Origin of the sequence: Streptomyces silaceus, assembly GCF_001419745.1 — a bacterium.
Classification (GTDB): domain Bacteria; phylum Actinomycetota; class Actinomycetes; order Streptomycetales; family Streptomycetaceae; genus Streptomyces; species Streptomyces silaceus.
In genome coordinates this window covers 11,189-11,400 of sequence record NZ_LIRJ01000528.1, presented here as the reverse complement: position 1 = coordinate 11,400, position 212 = coordinate 11,189, and the positions used below count along the sequence as shown (strand labels likewise).

1 protein-coding gene is annotated in these 212 nt (G+C 75.5%); it reads right to left on the bottom strand.

What is annotated here, in order from left to right; genetic code table 11:
• Positions 1-30 precede the first annotated feature (30 nt).
• Positions 31-212: RidA family protein (locus AOK22_RS43400; protein WP_482255569.1), on the bottom strand; the 182-nt coding region annotated here is incomplete at its 5' end.

Below are 212 nucleotides of genomic sequence, written 5' to 3'. Positions count from 1 at the left end.
GGGGAGGGGCGGGGACCGTGGGGTGCCGGGTCAGTCGACGACCGCCGTCGCCTCGACCTCGACCAGGTACTCGGGCGCGGCCAGGGCGGCGACGCCGATGAGGGTGCCCGGCGGGACGGGGGTGGTGCCGAGCCGCGCGGACGCGCGCGCCACGCCCTCGATGAACAGGGGCATCTTGTCGGGGGTCCAGCCGACGACGTACACGGTCAGTT